18 protein-coding genes are annotated in these 18,690 nt (G+C 40.1%); 15 read left to right on the forward strand and 3 right to left on the reverse strand.

The window, feature by feature from the left end:
• Window positions 1–331 precede the first annotated feature (331 nt).
• From pepV to G6554_RS04080, 5 genes are all read left to right on the forward strand, one after another.
• The gene (pepV, locus tag G6554_RS04060; protein ID WP_166239017.1) at window positions 332–1,753 is read left to right on the forward strand and encodes a dipeptidase PepV; all 1,422 of its coding nucleotides are present in this window, start codon (window positions 332–334) and stop codon (window positions 1,751–1,753) included.
• 134 nt (window positions 1,754–1,887) lie between these two features.
• On the forward strand, window positions 1,888–2,460 hold the full coding sequence (gene thpR, locus G6554_RS04065) for an RNA 2',3'-cyclic phosphodiesterase (RefSeq protein WP_166239019.1): 573 nt from the start codon (window positions 1,888–1,890) through the stop codon (window positions 2,458–2,460).
• An 11-nt stretch (window positions 2,461–2,471) separates the two neighbouring features.
• The gene (locus G6554_RS04070) at window positions 2,472–3,455 is read left to right on the forward strand and encodes a diacylglycerol/lipid kinase family protein (RefSeq protein WP_166239021.1); all 984 of its coding nucleotides are present in this window, start codon (window positions 2,472–2,474) and stop codon (window positions 3,453–3,455) included.
• Entirely contained in the window at window positions 3,442–5,577 is a 2,136-nt protein-coding gene (gene pulA, locus G6554_RS04075; RefSeq protein WP_166239023.1) for a type I pullulanase, read from the forward strand. Before G6554_RS04070 ends, pulA begins: the two co-directional genes overlap by 14 nt.
• A 213-nt stretch (window positions 5,578–5,790) precedes the next feature.
• Entirely contained in the window at window positions 5,791–6,564 is a 774-nt protein-coding gene (locus G6554_RS04080; protein WP_166239025.1) for a phosphotransferase family protein, read from the forward strand.
• 41 nt (window positions 6,565–6,605) lie between these two features.
• On the opposite strand, the gene G6554_RS04085 is transcribed toward G6554_RS04080, so the two are convergent.
• Window positions 6,606–6,884 carry a YtzH-like family protein gene (locus G6554_RS04085; RefSeq protein ID WP_166239027.1) on the reverse strand — a complete coding sequence of 93 codons (279 nt, stop codon included), beginning with the start codon at window positions 6,882–6,884 and terminating at the stop codon, window positions 6,606–6,608.
• A 162-nt stretch (window positions 6,885–7,046) separates the two neighbouring features.
• On the opposite strand from G6554_RS04085, the gene trmB reads away from it, so the two are divergent.
• Together trmB and G6554_RS04095 are read left to right on the forward strand one after the other, a co-directional pair.
• Window positions 7,047–7,688, forward strand: a complete 642-nt coding sequence (gene trmB, locus G6554_RS04090; RefSeq protein WP_166239029.1) for a tRNA (guanosine(46)-N7)-methyltransferase TrmB — start codon at window positions 7,047–7,049, stop codon at window positions 7,686–7,688.
• Between the two features lie 93 nt (window positions 7,689–7,781).
• Window positions 7,782–8,624 carry a YtnP family quorum-quenching lactonase gene (locus G6554_RS04095; protein WP_166239031.1) on the forward strand — a complete coding sequence of 281 codons (843 nt, stop codon included), beginning with the start codon at window positions 7,782–7,784 and terminating at the stop codon, window positions 8,622–8,624.
• Between the two features lie 44 nt (window positions 8,625–8,668).
• Here the strand turns inward: G6554_RS04095 and G6554_RS04100 are convergent, their stop codons facing one another.
• Window positions 8,669–8,995 (reverse strand): PepSY domain-containing protein, encoded by a 327-nt coding sequence (locus tag G6554_RS04100; protein WP_166239033.1) that lies wholly within the window; start codon window positions 8,993–8,995, stop codon window positions 8,669–8,671.
• 165 nt (window positions 8,996–9,160) lie between these two features.
• On the opposite strand from G6554_RS04100, the gene G6554_RS04105 reads away from it, so the two are divergent.
• From G6554_RS04105 to murC, 7 genes are all read left to right on the forward strand, one after another.
• Window positions 9,161–10,234 (forward strand): M42 family metallopeptidase, encoded by a 1,074-nt coding sequence (locus G6554_RS04105; protein WP_166239035.1) that lies wholly within the window; start codon window positions 9,161–9,163, stop codon window positions 10,232–10,234.
• 57 nt (window positions 10,235–10,291) lie between these two features.
• Window positions 10,292–10,813, forward strand: coding sequence for a DUF84 family protein (locus G6554_RS04110; protein ID WP_166239037.1), 522 nt, complete (start codon window positions 10,292–10,294; stop codon window positions 10,811–10,813).
• 122 nt (window positions 10,814–10,935) lie between these two features.
• Entirely contained in the window at window positions 10,936–11,445 is a 510-nt protein-coding gene (locus tag G6554_RS04115) for a hypothetical protein (protein WP_166239039.1), read from the forward strand.
• Between the two features lie 91 nt (window positions 11,446–11,536).
• Window positions 11,537–11,851: a thioredoxin family protein gene (locus tag G6554_RS04120; protein ID WP_166239041.1), complete on the forward strand. Its 315-nt coding sequence runs from the start codon at window positions 11,537–11,539 to the stop codon at window positions 11,849–11,851.
• Window positions 11,852–11,938: 87 nt separating this feature from the next.
• Window positions 11,939–12,733, forward strand: a complete 795-nt coding sequence (locus G6554_RS04125) for a DUF1444 domain-containing protein (protein WP_481747898.1) — start codon at window positions 11,939–11,941, stop codon at window positions 12,731–12,733.
• Between the two features lie 167 nt (window positions 12,734–12,900).
• Entirely contained in the window at window positions 12,901–15,315 is a 2,415-nt protein-coding gene (locus G6554_RS04130; RefSeq protein ID WP_242637797.1) for a DNA translocase FtsK, read from the forward strand.
• A gap of 246 nt (window positions 15,316–15,561) precedes the next feature.
• Complete coding sequence (gene murC / locus G6554_RS04135) at window positions 15,562–16,860, forward strand: UDP-N-acetylmuramate--L-alanine ligase (RefSeq protein ID WP_166239045.1); 1,299 nt, start codon at window positions 15,562–15,564, stop codon at window positions 16,858–16,860.
• Window positions 16,861–16,898: 38 nt separating this feature from the next.
• On the opposite strand, the gene G6554_RS04140 is transcribed toward murC, so the two are convergent.
• Window positions 16,899–18,014, reverse strand: coding sequence for an aminopeptidase (locus tag G6554_RS04140; protein ID WP_166239047.1), 1,116 nt, complete (start codon window positions 18,012–18,014; stop codon window positions 16,899–16,901).
• Between the two features lie 212 nt (window positions 18,015–18,226).
• Between G6554_RS04140 and G6554_RS04145 the strand changes: the two genes are divergently transcribed.
• Window positions 18,227–18,688 (forward strand): DUF948 domain-containing protein, encoded by a 462-nt coding sequence (locus G6554_RS04145; protein WP_166239049.1) that lies wholly within the window; start codon window positions 18,227–18,229, stop codon window positions 18,686–18,688.
• Window positions 18,689–18,690: the final 2 nt, after the last annotated feature.

Genomic DNA, 18,690 nt, shown 5'->3' on the forward strand with positions numbered 1-18,690 from the left:
GTAGTTTCTTTTCCGCGCAGCCATCTCCTTTTTTATGGAGTGAGTACTTAGATGTCATACATCTAACCTTATTGTACCCATAATTTCTGAAAATTTCTACCACTATAGCAAAGTTTGCAAAATAATCTTCCAATTTTCCATTACTTACTCGGATTATTGCCTCCTTTATCATTCTCTTACTATAGGTTATGGCTTAGGGTGTTTGGTTTATGATAAATTATTTGAATTTTTAGTCAAAATATTCAATCGATCCGTTACACATGCTAAATTGCTAAGATTAGTGGAGAAATGATATGGTTAAAAGAGTATATAGATATAGGAGGTAACTCAAATGACAGAGATTAATTGGATGAGTGAGGTTGAAAAAAGAAAAGATTCATTAATTAAGGATACACAAGGATTATTACATATTAAAAGTCTTTTAGACGAGGAAAATACCTCACCTGAAGCACCACTTGGACAAGGGGTGAAGGATGCACTTGATTACATGCTCCAACTAGGGGAAAAGGATGGATTCACGCCGAAAAATGTAGGCAATCTTGCTGGTCATCTCGAATTTGGTGAGGGAACAGAACTACTGGGAATCCTTTGCCATGTAGATGTGGTGCCAGAAGGGGATGGCTGGACAAGTGACCCCTTTGGAGCGGAAATTCGCGATGGAAAGATTTACGCTCGTGGTGCGCTTGATGACAAGGGGCCGACAATGGCAGCCTATTATGCGATGAAAATTGTTAAAGAACTTGGCCTGCCGCTTAAAAAGCGCGTCCGGATGATTATTGGAACTGATGAAGAAAGCAATTGGCGTTGTGTCGAGCATTATTTTCAGCAGGAAGAAATGCCAACAGTAGGATTCGCCCCTGATGCAGATTTCCCAATCATTAATGCGGAAAAAGGAATTGCTGATTTTGATATGGTTCAGACGGGTTCAGTAAAAGAAGGAGCAACTGTGACAGGTATTAAGATTGAAAGTTTTGTTTCTGGAAAAAGATACAATATGGTTCCGGATCATGCCAAGGCTACCCTGCTTGTAAAGGAACAAAAAGAGGAAATGGTACAGCAATTTATTACCTACATGAAGAAAGTTGAATTGGAATATAATTATCGTATCCAAAACGAGGAGCTAATTTTAGAAGTTGTTGGCGTTTCTGCACATGGTATGGAGCCGAGAAATGGGAAAAATGCCGGGTTGTTTTTAGCGGAATTTCTTTCAAAACAAGCGATAGAGGCAAATGCTGCTCATTATTTCCGATTCCTTTCCCGGTATTTCTTTGATGATTCAAGGGGTGTGAATCTTGGGGTTTCCTATTCGGACGAGATTTCCGGAGAATTAACGATTAATCCTGGAAAACTTAGCTTTACTACTGAAACTGGCGGCAGTATTGGGATGACATGCCGATACCCCGTAACAAATAATATGGAAGAAACCAAGGCAAAGTTGGATGCACTTTTGATAGACGAGGGTTTTTCGATTGAAAACTTTTCTGATTCAAAACCGCATCATGTGGATGAACAGGAATTCCTGATTCAAACCTTAAAAAAGGTTTATGAAGAACAAACAGGAGAAAAAGCAGAATTGATTGCAATTGGCGGCGGGACGTATGCCCGCTCCTTAAAAGCAGGAGTCGCATTTGGTCCATTATTTCCCGGAAGGCCAGATATCGCCCATCAAAAAGATGAATATATGTATATTGAAGACTTGTTAAAAGCCACGGCCATCTATGCTCAGGCTATTTATGAATTAGGAAAAAACTGAATAGACAATTTTTAGAAAAGGACGTGTTATCGGGCAACACGTCTTTTTCCTTGGTTATGTTGGAAATAATCGTTTTCTAATAGATACAATTTGGGGAAAATAGACTAAAATGAACGAAAGGACTGAACCATACAATGGAACAACAACGAACTCATTTTTTCTTTGCGGTAAGAATTCCTAAGGAAACAAAACGAATCATGAAAGACCATATGGAAGAAATGAAGGAAACCTTCCCTTTTAGCCGTTGGGTACATCATCAAGATTTGCATATTACGCTGGCCTTCCTGGGTGCTGCTGATCCTAAAAGGCTAACCGCGGCAGAAAAAAATGTGAAACAGACCTTAAAAGAGGGAAGGTCAATACCATTGAAAATGAACAAACTGGGAATTTTCGGTCAAGAAGATTCACCGCGTATATTTTGGGTGGATACGGAGGAAAGTACGGAGCTAAAAGCAATTAGAAATAAAGTATTTTCAGCCTGTGAGAGGGCGGGATTTCAACTGGAAACAAGGCCATTCAGGCCCCATATCACACTAGCAAGAAAGTGGAACGGGGCGGAGCCATTTCAAAAGAAGTTATTAGAACGATGGAATGAGTTACAGCCTGAACCCTTATTCTTTCAAGCGAATGAAATCGTTTTATATCAAACACATCTCAAGCAATCACCAAAATATGAAGCAATCGCCACATTTCCATTACAAACATAAAGGTTGGTTTTATGAAGCATATTTATTTTATTGTGAATCCTAAAGCAAGAAATGGCTACTGCCTTAAAATATGGGAGAGAATTGAAGAACAAGTAAGGATTGAAAAATTATCCTATCTCGCTGTGTTTACCGAATATCCTGGACACGCTCAACACCTTGCCAGCCAAATGGCAACTAAGAATCGAGAGCAAAAGTTGATCATTGCCGTTGGCGGTGATGGAACGATGCACGAGGTGATGAATGGAATCGTTAAGGAAAAGAATATTACACTTGGCTTTATTCCCGGCGGCTCCGGAAATGACTTTTCAAGAGGGTTTCAATTACCTGCTGATCCAGTAGAAGCATTACAAGTCATTCTCCGCTTGATGAAGCAAGAGGCGGTACACATCGATATTGGGAAAGTAATGACGGGGAATATGAATGAGCATTTCTTTATTAATAATATGGGGGCAGGATTTGATGCCGTCATTTCCTATGAGGTTAACCATTCACGGGTGAAGGCACTGCTTAATAAACTTTCACTAGGCAGGCTGGTCTATGTCTATTTTCTATTAAAAAAACTATTTACTTACAAAACATCAACAATTGATTTATCAATTGACGGGAATAAGCATATATTTGAACAAACATGGTTTGTGACCGTTTCCAACCAGCCTTTTTATGGCGGTGGAATGCAAATTGCCCCGAATGCTGTGCCTGATGATGGACTTTTTGATATTACCGTTGTCCATCAATTATCGCGGTTAAAGTTGCTTCTCGTTTTTATCAGTGTTTTCTGGGGTAAGCATACCCATTTTAAAGAGGTCAAAACCTTTAAAGGAAGTGTAATTTCGATTCATTCTCCGGCAGCCCTGTATGCTCATGCAGATGGGGAACATATCGGATTTACACCACTCTCCATTCATCTTCAACCCAAAGTGTTAGGAGTGTTAACTAGAAGACCCAAGAGAGAAGAAATTCAGTTAAAGGAGAGGAATTCGAATGATTTCTGCTGACAGGAAGTTTCTTGCCTACTTGGATGAGATGAATATCATTACGATTCTTCTTCCCCTTTCATATCATAACGGCTTGTCTTCCGCTTTTTATTTGACGGCTGATGCTTTGAAAATACCACTTGAGATCCTGAAAAGTTTGGAAATTGAACATAATCATAAATATATATGCCGATTTGAGGGTGATTTTTCATTTGGCAAGCAATATTGGATCGTTGATCAACATGGCGAGAAAACCGATTTGCAAATTGGTGCCGTAATTAGAACCAACTCTTTTGATGAAAAATTCTATTATGATGGTCAGGACCTCGGGGTGACCTTTCATACCAATCAAACCCGTTTTAAGCTGTGGGCCCCGACAGCGACTGGAGTAAAATTAAAATATCGTCCTGCAGCCGGCCAGTATTCAGAAATCATCAAGATGAGACGAGAGGATTGCGGCATTTGGTCAGTAAGTACTACTCAAGATGTAGAAGCTTATCGATATAGCTTTCTCGTTCAAGTTAATCATGAATGGCATGAAGTGATAGACCCATATGCGAAGGCGGTAACGGCAAATGGGGAGCAGGGAGTTATTGTAAAACTCGAAAAAACATCAAGGCCTAGACCTGACGTACCACCAATCGAACACCCAGTCGATGCGATTATTTATGAAACGCATATAAGAGATTTTTCCATCCATCCGAATAGTGGTATCCGAAATAAGGGATTGTATCTTGGGGCAGGTGAATGGAACACGAAAGGAAAAGATGGCGAACCTACTGGATTATCCTATTTAAAAGAGCTGGGGATCACCCATATTGAATTTCTTCCCTTCCATGATTTTGCCGGTGTCGATGAATTACATCCTACTAAAGATTATAATTGGGGATATAATCCCCTTCATTTTAATGCCCCCGAAGGCAGCTATGCAACGGATCCGGAAAATCCTTATTCAAGAATTACCGAATTGAAGGAACTGATTGATCAGATTCACAGGATTGGCCTCAGAGTGATGATGGATGTGGTCTATAATCATGTCTACATTCGTGAAAAATCTTCTTTTGAAAAGGTAGTCCCTGGTTATTATTTTCGCCACAATGAAGTGGGGCTGCCTTCTAACGGGACTGGTGTCGGAAATGATATTGCGTCAGAGCGAAAAATGGTCAGAAAGTATATTGTTGACTCCGTTCGCTATTGGATGGAAGAATATCATATCGACGGGTTTCGTTTTGATTTAATGGGGATTTTAGATGTGGAGACAATGACCGAGGTAAAAAAAACGTGTGAGAGTATTAAGGAAGGTACATTGATCATTGGTGAAGGATGGAACCTTAACACGCCACTCCCTATGGATCAAAAGGCAACAATTGGGAATCAAGCAAAAATGCCGGATATTGCCCAGTTCAACGATAAATTTCGTGATAGTATTAAAGGGAGCACCTTTAACCTATTTGACAAGGGGTTTGCTTTAGGAAATGATCACCATTTGGATGCGGCCATAGAAGTGATAACGGGTAGTATTGGTTTGACAAAGCGAGGCACTCGGCTCTTTAATGAGCCTTACCAATCCGTGAATTATGTGGAATGTCATGATAATCATACACTTTGGGATAAGCTTCAAGCCTGCTTTCCTGATGTGGATGAGGAAACACGAATGAAATACCACCGTCTTGCAACAGGCATCGTTCTTTTATCGCAGGGAATACCCTTTCTTCATAGCGGTCAAGAATTTTTTCGGACCAAATTCGGAGAGGGAAATAGCTATCGTTCCACAGATTTGGTTAACCAGCTTGATTGGGATCGAAAAAGTCAGTTTAAAGAAAATGTGGAATATATTAAGGGGCTTATTCAAATTCGAAAAACATTTTCATGTTTTAGAATGAGGACTTCCAAAGAAATTCACAGTCAAATACATCTATTATCTTTTCCTGCACCGGTAGTTGGCTTCCTTTTCAAAAAGAATCATAAGGAAGTCATCATCATCATTAATCCTTCCACTATAAAACAAATCATTCACCTCCCTGATGGAGAATGGTCTGTTTTGGTTAATCAAAAAAATGCGGGAATTTCTTCCAAAGCGGTCCTTCAAGAGGGAGAGAACACGATGGATCCCATTTCGCTAAATGTTTTGCTAAAAAAATAGTTTTTCAAGATGACTTGACGAAAAAAGGCAATTGGAGATAAAATTTAGTAAGATGGCTATTGTGTGCAATGGTTTCAATAGCTTTTTTTTTTATTTCAAAAAAAAGCTACTGGTATAATGGTGTATGACTAAATCCTTCCGGCAGCACAGGTTTACCCTCCGATTTAGGAGGAACAAGCCCAATAGAACGGCATAAATTGAAGGTGAGCAATTTTGGAACATTTATTAGGACAAGAGTGGGAAATTACCCCTGCTGGAGGCAAAACAGGAGAAGCCTTTTATGCAGAATATGAAGATCAGAGGCTTTTTTTAAAGCGCAATTCCTCTCCATTCCTGGCAGTACTTTCCGCGGAGGGCATCGTCCCGAAGCTTGTGTGGACAAAACGATTGGAAAATGGAGATGTAATTACAGCACAACAGTGGCTTCCTGGCCGAGAGTTAAAGCCCTCAGAAATGAACCATGAGAATGTTGCAAAATTGCTTAAAAAAATTCATTGTTCTGAGCCCATGCTTGGAATGTTAAGTAGGATCGAAAATTCACCAATAAATCCGGAGCCCATTCTACAATCGGTGGTAAAAGAGTTAGATGATGAGGTACTTTCCTTACTTGAATCGCAAAAAGCGATGAATTTTTTAAAGAAGGAAGCAATCCACATTTATTGTGATGAAAAAGTGGTTTGTCATGGAGATGTCAACCATAACAACTGGCTGCTTGCGGAAGACAACCAGCTGTACTTGATTGATTGGGACGGGGCGATGATTGCCGACCCAGCCATTGACCTCGGATTACTGCTTTATTGGTACATTCCTGAGGCAAAGTGGCAGGATTGGCTCGAGCTATACGGTAAAGAGCTAACAGATCATCTAAAGCTTAGAATGAAATGGTATGTGACGATTCAAACGCTATCTTCCATACAGTGGTATAAAAATAAAAACCGCTTGGAAGAAATGAATAAGTGGATTACGTTTTTAAACGACATTGTCTAAGTAAATGTCCAGATCCAGCGCTTAGGGGCGCTTCCGCTTTTCTACGACAATTGACCAATATCACTAACCCACTGTGATAGGTTATCTTGGTTTGATAAAATATGCTGATCTAAATCAGCCGTCTGTGCGCCGTGCTGGCCGTAATGATAGACCTCCTGCAGAATGCTTTTTACATTCTGATCAACTTGGGTGTTGACCATGAGGGACTTCACTAAGCGTTCGAGCTGCTCGCATTCAGCTACCGAACCGCAGCAATCTGATTGATGATTGGTTAAGATATCTTTAAGTAATGTAACTTGGTGTTCATGACTTAATGGCATAAAAGCACATCCTTTCAAGTGGAAATGAAAAAAGGAATTCACAGTTAGGTTGTGAATTCTTTTTTAGTTTATGCGTGAACCATTTTTCCATTTAGTTTTACTTGAAAGAAAAAAGGTAGCGTGTTACGTTTTAAACAATAATTTTTTATTAGGAGTGTCATAATGAGACTTAGACATAAGCCATGGGCAAAGGAGAAAATTGAGCAGCATCCGCAATATATTGTCGCAAACCCCGAACAGTGTAAAGGGAAGTGGCATGAGGTTTTCGAAAAAGAGCAGCCTCTTCATATCGAAGTCGGTACAGGAAAAGGGCAATTCATCACCGAAATGGCAAGAGCTAATCCCGGCATTAATTATATGGGGATTGAATTATATGACAGCGTCATCGTGGCGGCATTGGATCGATTAATTGAAGCTGATCTACCAAATCTGAAACTTTTAAACGTGAATGCGGCAGATTTAGCTAAATATTTTACGAAAAATGACGTGGACCGGGTTTATTTGAATTTTTCAGATCCTTGGCCAAAGGTCCGTCATGAAAAAAGAAGATTAACCTATAAAGATTTCTTAAAACTTTATGAAGATATACTGGTCGATGGCGGCGAAATTCATTTTAAAACTGATAATCAAGGTTTATTCGAATACTCATTGATGAGTTTTTCTGCATATGGCTTATTATTAAAATACGTGAGTCTCGATTTTCATAAGAGTGAGTATGAAGGAAATATCATGACCGAATACGAAGAGAAATTTTCGGAACAAGGAAATCGGATTTATCGCTGTGAGGTTAAATATCAAAACTAACAAAAAAGGACAGTTCTCATGTTGAGCTGTCTTTTTTGTTTCTCCAATTTGTTAGTCAATGTTAAAATATAGAAAATGGGAGGAGGAATTTTAATGGAGACGTTAAAAGTGGGGAACATTACCCTAACATGGTTATCCGGAGGGGTTACAAATTTAGACGGCGGTGCAATGTTTGGGGTTGTTCCAAAAGGGTTATGGTCAAGAAAATATCCAGCTAACGAAAAAAATCAAATAGAGTTGCCTACAGATCCAATTCTCATTCAGATGGATGGGAAAAACCTATTAGTGGAAGCAGGACTTGGAAAAGGGAAATTATCCGAGAAACAATTAAGAAATTTTGGCGTTGCTAGGGAATCTGAGCTAGAGGAATCATTAGAAAGGGTTGGTTTACAGGCTGAGAACATTGATTATGTATTAATGACCCATTTGCACTTTGACCATGCGGGCGGCTTGACAAAGCTTGTCAATGGTAACTATGTTTCCACCTTCCCAAATGCGAAAATTATTGCCTCACAAGTGGAATGGGATGAAATGCGCAATCCCAATATTCGGTCAAAAAATACATACTGGAAAGAAAACTGGGAAGCCATTGAATCACAAGTGATTCCTTTTGAGGAAAAGTGGAACCTAGGAGCAATCACGATGATTCATACGGGTGGGCATAGTGACGGCCATTCGATTCTACTCATCGAGGACGGTGGCGAAATGTCCATTCACATGGCAGACCTGATGGCGACACATGCCCATCAAAATGTTCTGTGGGTCATGGCCTATGACGATTACCCAATGACTTCCATTGTGGCGAAGGAAAAATGGCTCCCATTGGGCTTAGAAAAGAATGCATGGTTCACCTTTTACCATGATGCATATTACCGAGCTGTTAAATGGAGCCCTGATGGGAAAGAAATAGTGGAGAGCATTAAAAGAATAAGGTAAAACGAAAAATAGCCGTATAAACAGTAATGCGGCTATTTCGTTTCTTATCCTAATTCTTCTGTAACTGGACGAATATCCAATAAGGTTCCTGTTTGTGCGTCCGCAATGAATTCAAATTGTTCAGTAGTTCCGTTCTTATTTTTGGAAATGCCGCCTTTGTAAACCTGATAGTTAATCTGTTGTTTTTCATAGGGCTCCGCAACCATATGAATCCATGAGCCGCTGATGGGTTCATTCTGCGTAAATTGTTTTTTAACATGTTCCAGCACTTTTTCTGGTGATACATTTGTTTTTTTAGCAAGGATTTCTTTGGTTACATAGCCACCGGCTAGCCCAACTGCAGCACCAAGGAAAAAGGATTTCCAGTTCATAAGCACACCCCCAAATTGGAAAAGATTACACATCTAAGTATAGCGTATTTACCAGTTAGAAGGGAATATTTCAGGGTTCGAAATGAATTATTGGTAACAATCGCGAAGTTTCTGTAAAATACAGTTATACATACAAATTCAGAAAATTTAAAAGGAGCCTGAAAAATGAACGAGCAAACATTAAAACTTTTTCAAACGTTAACCGAGCTTCCCGGTGCGCCAGGAAATGAGCATTTAGTAAGAAATTTTATGAAAGAGCAATTATCTCAATACTCAGATGAAATTGTCCAAGATAATCTAGGAAGTATTTTCGGGGTGAAAAAAGGGAATGGAAAAGGCCCGACCATCATGGCTGCAGGGCATATGGATGAAGTTGGCTTCATGGTAACGGCCATCACTGATAATGGGATGCTCCGTTTTCAACCGCTTGGGGGCTGGTGGAGTCAAGTTCTCCTTGCCCAGCGCGTACAAGTCATGACCAAGAATGGCCCAGTTGTTGGCGTGGTGGGCTCGATTCCGCCGCATCTTTTAGATGAATCGAAGAAAAACAAACCAATGGAAGTAAAAAACATGCTGATCGATATTGGTGCGGACAATCGTGAAGATGCCCTGCAGATTGGTATCAAGCCTGGTCAAGCAATCTTGCCAATTTGTCCATTTACACCAATGGCAAATCCAAAGAAGATTATGGCAAAGGCTTGGGATAACCGTTACGGCTGCGGCCTAGCGATCGAATTGCTCCAGGAACTAAAAGATGAAACATTGCCAAACATTTTGTATTCTGGTGCAACCGTTCAAGAGGAAGTTGGTTTACGCGGTGCGCAAACGTCAGCCAACATGATTAAGCCTGATATCTTTTTTGCTATGGATGCCAGTCCGGCCAATGATATGTCCGGAGATAAAAATGAATTTGGTCAATTAGGCAAAGGAACATTACTTCGTATTCTTGACCGTTCCATGGTTACACATCGCGGTATGCGCGAGTTTGTTCTTGATACAGCAGAAACACACCATATTCCCTATCAATATTTCGTTTCCCAAGGTGGAACAGACGCCGGCCGCGTTCATTTATCCAATGAGGGCGTTCCAAGTGCGGTCATCGGTATTTGTTCACGGTATATTCATACACATGCCTCCATGATTCATGTGGACGATTACGCTGCCGCTAAAGAATTATTAGTTAAACTCGTCAAAGCTTGTGACCAAACAACCGTTAACACCATTAAATCAAACAGCTAATCATGCAGGAGGCACTTATCGTGCCTCCTTTTTAGCGATAAAAAAGGAGATAGCTTCATGAAAATTATCATCGGGTCAATGAATCCAGCTAAAATAAATGCAGTAAAGAATAGTTTTGAAGGCCAAGAAGCAGAGTTTGTTTCGATTGATATTCCCTCCGGAGTAAACGCACAACCATTTTCTGATGAGGAAACCATCCAAGGAGCTATCAATCGCGCGGTCGGTGCGTTAAAACAAGGCAATGGCGATATAGCTATTGGACTCGAGGGTGGTGTTCATGAAACAAGCCATGGATTGCTGCTATGTAACTGGGGTGCGCTCGCAACTCGCAACATGGAGCCAATCATTGCCGGAGGAGCGAGAATTCTTCTTCCAGAGCAGGTAGCAGAGAGACTGAAGGCAGGGGATGAACTCGGCCCGGTTATGGATGAATATTCCAAGAAGGAAAATGTGAGGAAGCACGAAGGGGCAATTGGGATTTTTACAAATGAAATGATTAATCGAATGGATATGTTTACACATGTAACAAAGCTATTAGTCGGACAATATAGCTATCGGCAAAATCAACTTCGGAGATAATCATATTTTTTCGACAGCAATAATCGACAAAAGTCTTGTCTTTTGAATATTCTGGAAGGTATGATATAAATAGGACTTTTTACATATGCAAGGAGGCGGGAAATCTGAAAGTAACCAAAACAATGATCATTTTCATGCTATCGATTCTGCTATTAAGTGCGTGCAATAATGCTTCGTTTAAGGATGAAAGTAAAGCCACTATTAAAACTGTAAAAAAGACGTTTACGGAAAAAGTGAACAAGCCCAATAAAAGAAGTGGAAAAATCCACTTTTATCTACCTTCCGGTTATAGCATTAAAGATCAATCATCCAATAATATTATTTTACAAAAGGGCTCTGACACCTATATTTTATTTATTAATCCACAGGAGGATTCTTCAAGCAAGGTGGTTTATCAATCAACGATTGAACAATATAAAAAGCTCGATATGGATGAAACGTTGACAAACAAAGAAAATAAATTTGGCTTTTTGACAATTAAACAGTTGAAAGACGGCTTGAATGAGGTAACCATCGGTGTTGGTGGTGCGAAAATAACCACTCAAATAAAAACAAGTGACTTGGATGCAGAATCTAAATCAATGATGAAAATCGTCAATTCCGTAGAATATCCAACAGTAACAAAGGAATAATAAACGAGATGCTTATCATTGGACGGAAATGCTTTAGTACTGCTATGATTTGAGAAGAAACTAACAACCATGCAAATCGGAGGCGTTGAACTTGAAGAACTTAGAGTCAATGGAGCAATTTGAACAACTTAAGGGCGGATCAAAGACAATCTTTATGTTTTCAGCAAAATGGTGCGGTGATTGCCGTTTTATCGAACCGGCGCTGCCGGAAATAGAAGCAAAATTTACTGAATTTACGTTTATTCATGTGGATCGTGATCAATTTATTGATTTATGCCAACAAGTAGATGTTTACGGAATTCCGAGCTTTATCGCGTATGAAAACGGAAAAGAGCTTGGCCGCTTTGTTAGTAAAGACCGAAAAACACAAGAAGAAATCGAGGCCTTCATTTCTGGTCTAAAGTAATTTTGAAATCTAAATCCCCTTTCTTTTGAGTAGGGGATTTTTTCATGTACAATAGGATACACAGCTCCTAGAAATGGTGGGTTACATATGAAAATGGATAGCAAAAAAATGCGTCGTGAATTAGAAGCGCGCCTAGCTGGGAAAGACAGAGTACTTTCCTATGATCGTGAAAAGGATCAGCTCCGCATCGAAAGTGAAGTAATCGGTAAAGGAATTACCGTTTCCATCCCGGGAGTCATTGGAAAATGGGATGAAGAAGGAGAAAAGGCGATTGATGAGATTGTCTATTACGTGGATGAGGGTCTGCGCGCTATGGAGGATCCTATACAGTTAACAGATCACGAGAGAAAAATCTTTCCTGTCATCCGCTCTGCGTCTTTTCCGCGAGAGGCTGATGAAGGTATTCCGTTCTTGATTGACAAACATACAGCGGAAACAAACATTTATTATGCATATGACATGGGGAAAACGTACCGTATGATCGACGCAAAGATCATGGAAAAAGAGGGATGGGACGCCAGCAGAATTAAGGAAATTGCCTTGTTTAATGTTCGGTCTCTGTCAACGGAACTAAGAGAGGATCAAGTTGCCGGGAACAGCTTTTACTTTCTTAATACCAATGATGGATATGATGCCAGCAGGATATTAAATAAAGGATTTCTTAATGAGATGGAGAAACGAATTACTGGTAAAATGGTGCTTGCCGTTCCGCATCAGGATGTGTTAATTATCGCGGATATTCGCAATGACAGGGGTTATGATGTTCTTGCGCAAATGGCAATGAGCTTTTTTACGAGTGGACGTGTGCCAATTACTGCCTTGTCCTTTTACTATGAAGATGGAGAGTTAGAACCGATATTTATTTTAGGTAAAAATAAGTGAAAATGAAGGAGAATGAGGATCACATCAAAAGGTGGTCTTTTTTCTTTAAAGTTATTCCTGATATATCCAAATGGGGCATATTTCGACTCATTCTCAAAAATTATCTCGAAAAAATAAGCATTACTGTATAAAATAGAATGATAGAAGAAGTAGAAAGAGTGATAGTTTTGAGTTGGATTCACGATTTGTTACAAAAGTTTAAAAAGGATGATGAAGAGGAATATAACGATATCCCCATACATAATCATTATCCGGATACCCATTCGCCTCAATTTCAATATGATAGTCTAAAAGACTTAGATACCAGAATTTCGTATCAATACCCTAAAGGCAGTAATCCTTCGCTGCTTCCGCCAAAGAGGCTTCAAAAGGAAAAGCCGGAACGCTTGCTGCCAAATAGACCTGAGAAGCTTAGTGAAAGACGCAGAAAATCAGAAGCTTCAGAAGAAGGGGTTGTTAAAAAGGAAATCCCCAAAACTAAAAAAGAAATTTCACCAAAAACCAGAGGGCCGTTTCATCCTACTGAGATTCCTTCGCCCGTTTTTGGATTTAACAGGCCTAAAAAGTCCGATGTAATTGTGGAGCATGAGTTAAGCCACTTTTCACATGAGGAGTTTGAAAATCAACATGATCAACCATTTATTGTCGAGGAAGAACCGATTGAGGTTTTGTTTACAAAACCAATGGAAGAAAAAGAAGAAGCGGTAACTGAAGTGAAGTTTGTCACTCCGGAAGCGGAATTGGCAGTTGAAAGTGAGGAGAGGGAGGACGTAGATGCAGCCATCCCTGACCCCGAACCCCAAGCTCCAAAACGGTCGCGTTTACCTTTCAACGTAATGATGCTAAAGCAGGACAAACAAAAATGGGAAGAACAAAAACGCAAAAGGGAACTTGAGCAGCAATTAGAACAAAAGCGAAAAAGAGAATTGGAAGAGCAATTAGAACAAAAGCGAAAAAGAGAATTGGAAGAGCAATTAGAACAAAAGCGAAAAAGAGAATTGGAAGAGCAATTAGAACAAAAGCGAAAAAAGGAATTGGAAGAATTCTTGGAACAAAAGCGAAAAAGGGAATTAGAACAGCAGTCAGCGGTAAATGCTGAGATTATTCCAATCGAAAAGCCAATAGTGGAATCCAGAGGAAATAGTGAAGTTGAAATATTCTCGGAAGATGGTCTATATGTACTCCCTGAATCTAGTTTGTTAAACCCGCCTGTAACCGAGGTCAGGGACCACGAGTGGTTACAGGGACAAGAAGAGCTGTTAAACCAAACATTGAAAAACTTTAATGTCGGTGCAAGTGTAGTCAATGTGACACAGGGGCCTTCCGTCACCCGCTTTGAGGTCCAACCGGAGCCTGGGGTAAAAGTAAATAAAATAACCAACTTAAGCGATGATATAAAACTAAGTCTTGCAGCACGGGATATCCGAATTGAGGCTCCTATCCCCGGAAAACATACGATTGGGATTGAGGTGCCAAATCAAAAATCAAGACCAGTACTAATTAACGAAATTATCCGGAGCAGCGTTTTTCATGAATCCTCTTCACCCTTAACTGCTGTGCTCGGACTTGATATCGCTGGAAAACCGATTGTGACCGATTTGAAAAAAATGCCGCATGGATTAATTGCCGGGGCGACCGGATCAGGAAAGAGTGTATGTATTAACTCCATTTTGATTAGTCTGTTGTATAAGGCAAGCCCGGAAGATTTAAAACTATTACTAATTGATCCGAAAATGGTCGAGCTTGCACCTTATAACCGGATCCCACACTTAGTCAGTCCCGTAATCACGGATGTGAAAGCAGCAACAGCAGCATTAAAATGGGCTGTGGATGAGATGGAGAGACGGTATGAACTATTTGCCCATACTGGGGTCCGTGACATCAATCGTTTTAATGAGTTAGCGATGAAGCATAAGCGCTATTCTGATAAGCTGCCGTTTATTGTGATCATCATTGATGAGTTAGCTGATTTGATGATGATGTCGCCGGCAGATGTCGAAGAGGCGATTTGCAGGATTGCCCAAAAAGCAAGAGCCTGTGGTATTCATTTAATTGTTGCGACACAAAGACCATCAGTGGATGTCATAACAGGATTAATTAAAGCTAATATCCCGACACGTGTAGCCTTCTCCGTTTCTTCACAGGTAGATTCGCGCACGATTATCGATATTAGCGGTGCAGAGAAATTGCTTGGACGAGGCGACATGTTATTTTTAGAAAATGGCTCCTCCAAACCTGTACGCCTCCAAGGTACGTTCGTATCGGATGAAGAAATTGATCTTGTCGTTGCCCATGTAAAAGAGCAACGGGAGCCTGAGTATTTGTTTGAACAGGAAGAATTGCTTAAAAAGGCACAGGTAATGGAAGAAGAAGATGAGCTTTTCTATGAGGCGTGTGAGTTTATCGTCGATCAAGGTGGTGCATCCACTTCAAGCTTACAAAGGCGCTTCAAAATTGGCTATAACCGGGCAGCCAGATTAATGGATATGCTTGAACAAAACGGATATATTACCGGGGCGAATGGCAGCAAGCCGCGTGATGTATTAATAACGGAAGCTGATCTAGAGACAATGCAGGATTAGTACATTTTCGTAACCTGTCGCATTCTTTATTTTCCGGGACAAATAATATACTGGAGAACGGTCTTGCCCATATAAAATATTAGAATGCAAATAGTTTTTACAAAAGAACAGTGGTATAATAACTAAATGGTTTTCATTCAAGTAATAATTAATCGATACGTTTCTTAGATTCTAAAAGACAATTAGCAAATACAGACAGATGTCATATACTGTTTTACAGTATTACGTTTGGTTGGAGGTTCTTCTATGACTATTTACCATTTTGTAGGTATTAAGGGGTCTGGAATGAGTGCACTTGCACAAGTTCTGCATGATATGAAATTTCAGGTGCAAGGCTCCGATGTCGAAAAGCACTTTTTTACCCAAGATGCCCTTGAAAAATCGGGGATCACGATTCTTCCCTTCCAAAAGGAAAATATTAAGCCGGGATTGACCATAATTGCAGGAAATGCGTTTCCTGATACCCATGAAGAAATTCAAGAGGCTATGAAGCTTGGCCTTCCTATAGTTCGGTACCATCGCTTTTTAGGCGACTTTATGCAAAATTTTACTAGTATCGCCATTACAGGTGCACACGGAAAAACGTCTACCACAGGCCTCCTGGCCCATACCATTGCAGGGGCAAAGCCTACTTCCTTTTTAATCGGCGATGGAACAGGAAAAGGGGAAGAGGGGGCGGAGTATTTTGTCTTTGAGGCATGTGAATACAGAAGACACTTTCTATCGTATTTTCCGGACTATGCCATCATGACGAATATTGATTTTGACCATCCCGACTATTTTGCCAATATTGATGATGTCTTCTCCGCCTTTCAAGAGATGGCTGTTCAGGTGAAAAAAGGAATTTTTGCTTATGGGGATGACGAACAGCTGCAAAAAATCCAGGCCAAGGTTCCGGTTTTATTTTATGGATTTGGCGAAGAAAACGATTATCAAGCTAAAAATCTTGTGAAAACCACACATGGAACAAGCTTTGATGTCTTTATCCGTAATACCTTCTATGACACATTTTCAATCCCAACCTTCGGCGATCATAGTGTACTGAATGCACTTGCAGTCATTGGTTTATGTCATTACGAAGAAATTAAGGTAGAAGTGGTGAAAGAGAACTTACAAACGTTCCAAGGTGTCAAAAGAAGGTTTTCTGAAAAAAGAATTGGTTCTCAAATCTTAATCGACGATTATGCCCATCATCCGACTGAAATTAAGGCAACGATTGAGGCGGCAAAACAGAAATATCCTGACCGAAAAATTGTTACAGTATTTCAGCCGCATACTTTCACACGAACACAGGCATTTTTAGAGGATTTTGCGGAGAGCTTACGGCAGGCAGATAAAACGTATTTATGTGAAATTTTTGGATCAGCAAGAGAAAATCATGGGAAGCTGACGATCAAAGATTTACAAGATAAAATTGAGGGCGCTGAAATCCTTTCCGAAGAAAACACTTCCGTATTAAACGGATTTGACAACAGTGTGATTATTTTTATGGGCGCCGGTGATATACAAAAATTCCAGGAATCATATGAAAAACAACTTTTATAAAAAGGAAGGATGCCAGCGTTTAGTTGGCATCCTTTTACTTATTTGAGATTATCCGGGTTTAATACTTCTAGCTCCGATATTACAAATAATCCATCTTTTCGAATTAATACATCATCAAAATAGATTTCTCCGCCGCCGTACTCTGGTCGCTGAATATTGACCATATCCCAGTGAATATTAGAATGGTTATCATTAAAAGCATCATCATAACATTGCCCAGGTGTGAAGTGGAAACTGCCGGCAATTTTTTCATCGAACAAAATGTCCTGCATAGGGGTTAGGATAAATGGATTTACGCCAATGGCGAATTCCCCAACATAGCGGGCCCCTTCATCGGTATCAAATACTTTATTAATCCTATCCGTGTCGTTCGACACGGCCTCAACAATTTTTCCATCCTTAAATGTTAGCTTCACATTTTCAAACGTAAAACCTTGATAGGGGGATGGTGTATTATACGTTACCACTCCGTTAACTGAGTTACGAACAGGGGCAGTGTAAACCTCACCGTCAGGGATATTTAGCCGTCCCGCACACTTAATGGCTGGGATATCCTTTATTGAGAAGCTAAGGTCTGTCCCAGGGCCTGTGATGCGAACCTTGTCTGTTTTGTTCATCAGTTCAACAAGGCCGTCCATGGCCTGATCCATTTTGCTGTAATCCAGGTTACATACATCAAAGTAGAAGTTTTCAAACGACTCTGTGCTCATTTTGGCTAATTGCGCCATATTTGAGGTTGGATATCGTAGCACCACCCATTTCGTTTTTGGAACGCGGATATCTCGGTGGACCTTTTTGCCGATTGTATTCCCGTGGATTTTCATTTTTTCATCCGGGACATCAGCCTGTTCATTGATGTTATCTCCTGAGCGCAATCCTATGTATGCATCCATTTTACTCATGACATTTGCCTCGAATTCAGCGATCATGCCAAATTGCTCTTCCTGTGCGCCTAATAGCAAAGAGCGGTCGACCTGATGATCTTTTAGCAGTACGAAGGGCGATCCCCCTGCTGCATATGCCTCTTTCACGAGTGCAGTAACAAGTTCACGCTGCAATCCGAAGTTTTCAATTAATACCTTTTCGCCTTTTTGGAGCTGCACCGAATAATTGATTAAATTTTTAGCCAGTTTCTCTATACGAGGATCTTTCACACTAACGCCTCCATCAAAAATATATGACCATACACATCTATTGTACCCGAACGGGTAGGGAAAGTTGAACTAACAACAAATAGTATTGGCAAATTTTTTAATAAATGGCAGGAAAACAAGACAAAAATAGGGAAGTAGTATAAGATAATGAACGAGGTTTATATCCGTAATGGATGGGTAATACATATGGATAGTTACTACGGAGGTGCACGATGGAAATTATTTTATACTTAAGCGTAGCCTTGATAGCCATTGCTTTTTTGGTGCTTGTCATCTACTTATCAAAAACGCTTAAATCACTACAAGGTACACTTACAAGTGTTTCAAACACATTGACTGGTTTAGAAAAACAATTAGACGGCGTGACAACAGAAACCACGGTACTTTTACAAAAGACCAATGCCCTTGCCGACGATATTCAGCAAAAATCCGAACGGTTAAATAGTGTAGTGGAAGCGGTAAAAGATGTGGGAACAACAGTCTCCCAATTTAATGGAACACTTAAGAATATTACTAATACAGTTGATCAACAGGTAGAAGAGAGTAAGGAGAAAATCTCGCAACTTGTTCAATGGAGTAATATTTTTCTTGAATTAAAGGATAAGTGGCAGGCAAGAAAGCAATCAAAGGCGGAAGGTAGCACAGAGGAAAGACAGAAGGTTAGAGCTCACTAAAT

Source organism: Bacillus sp. MM2020_4 (assembly GCF_011250555.1).
Classification (GTDB): domain Bacteria; phylum Bacillota; class Bacilli; order Bacillales; family Cytobacillaceae; genus Neobacillus.

Coding starts and splice junctions, on each gene's coding strand:
- G6554_RS04105 (WP_166239035.1), top strand. CDS start 9,161: ATGAACGAGCAAACATTAAAACTTTTTCAAACGTTAACCGAGCTTCCC.
- G6554_RS04085 (WP_166239027.1), bottom strand. CDS start 6,884: ATGCCATTAAGTCATGAACACCAAGTTACATTACTTAAAGATATCTTA.
- G6554_RS04100 (WP_166239033.1), bottom strand. CDS start 8,995: ATGAACTGGAAATCCTTTTTCCTTGGTGCTGCAGTTGGGCTAGCCGGT.
- G6554_RS04145 (WP_166239049.1), top strand. CDS start 18,227: ATGGAAATTATTTTATACTTAAGCGTAGCCTTGATAGCCATTGCTTTT.
- trmB (WP_166239029.1), top strand. CDS start 7,047: ATGAGACTTAGACATAAGCCATGGGCAAAGGAGAAAATTGAGCAGCAT.
- pulA (WP_166239023.1), top strand. CDS start 3,442: ATGATTTCTGCTGACAGGAAGTTTCTTGCCTACTTGGATGAGATGAAT.
- G6554_RS04110 (WP_166239037.1), top strand. CDS start 10,292: ATGAAAATTATCATCGGGTCAATGAATCCAGCTAAAATAAATGCAGTA.
- G6554_RS04070 (WP_166239021.1), top strand. CDS start 2,472: ATGAAGCATATTTATTTTATTGTGAATCCTAAAGCAAGAAATGGCTAC.
- pepV (WP_166239017.1), top strand. CDS start 332: ATGACAGAGATTAATTGGATGAGTGAGGTTGAAAAAAGAAAAGATTCA.
- G6554_RS04115 (WP_166239039.1), top strand. CDS start 10,936: ATGATCATTTTCATGCTATCGATTCTGCTATTAAGTGCGTGCAATAAT.
- murC (WP_166239045.1), top strand. CDS start 15,562: ATGACTATTTACCATTTTGTAGGTATTAAGGGGTCTGGAATGAGTGCA.
- G6554_RS04125 (WP_481747898.1), top strand. CDS start 11,939: ATGAAAATGGATAGCAAAAAAATGCGTCGTGAATTAGAAGCGCGCCTA.
- thpR (WP_166239019.1), top strand. CDS start 1,888: ATGGAACAACAACGAACTCATTTTTTCTTTGCGGTAAGAATTCCTAAG.
- G6554_RS04095 (WP_166239031.1), top strand. CDS start 7,782: ATGGAGACGTTAAAAGTGGGGAACATTACCCTAACATGGTTATCCGGA.